We start from the raw sequence: 308 nt of genomic DNA, 5'->3' as shown, positions 1-308 counted from the left end.
CCTGCGCCAGCTCTCCCGACAGCCTGGAGAGGATCTGCCGGTCGACGGAGATGCCGCGCTGCTCCATCCGGGCCAGCACCGGCACCAGCGGCCGCTCCAGCCGCTCGTAGACGGAAACCAGGCCCTTGGCGGCAAGCCTGGGCTTCAGCACCTGCCAGAGCCTCAGCGTGATATCGGCCTGCCCGGCGGCGTAGGCGGTCGCGCGCTCGATATCGACCTGATCGAAGCCGACGGCGCTTTTCCCCGATCCGGCAAGCTCCTTCTTGGAGGCCGGGGCATGGCCCAGCCATTTTTCCGAGAGGCCGGCC

1 pseudogene is annotated in these 308 nt (G+C 69.2%); it reads right to left on the bottom strand.

What is annotated here, in order from left to right:
• Positions 1-308, bottom strand: a pseudogene (locus EN807_RS34175) (DNA polymerase I); the annotation flags it as partial.

Origin of the sequence: Mesorhizobium sp. M5C.F.Ca.ET.164.01.1.1, from assembly GCF_004792125.1 — a bacterium.
Classification (GTDB): Bacteria; Pseudomonadota; Alphaproteobacteria; order Rhizobiales; family Rhizobiaceae; genus Mesorhizobium; species Mesorhizobium wenxiniae.
Note: the sequence above shows the minus strand (reverse complement) of the source record. Positions and strands in the feature narration are given on the sequence as shown.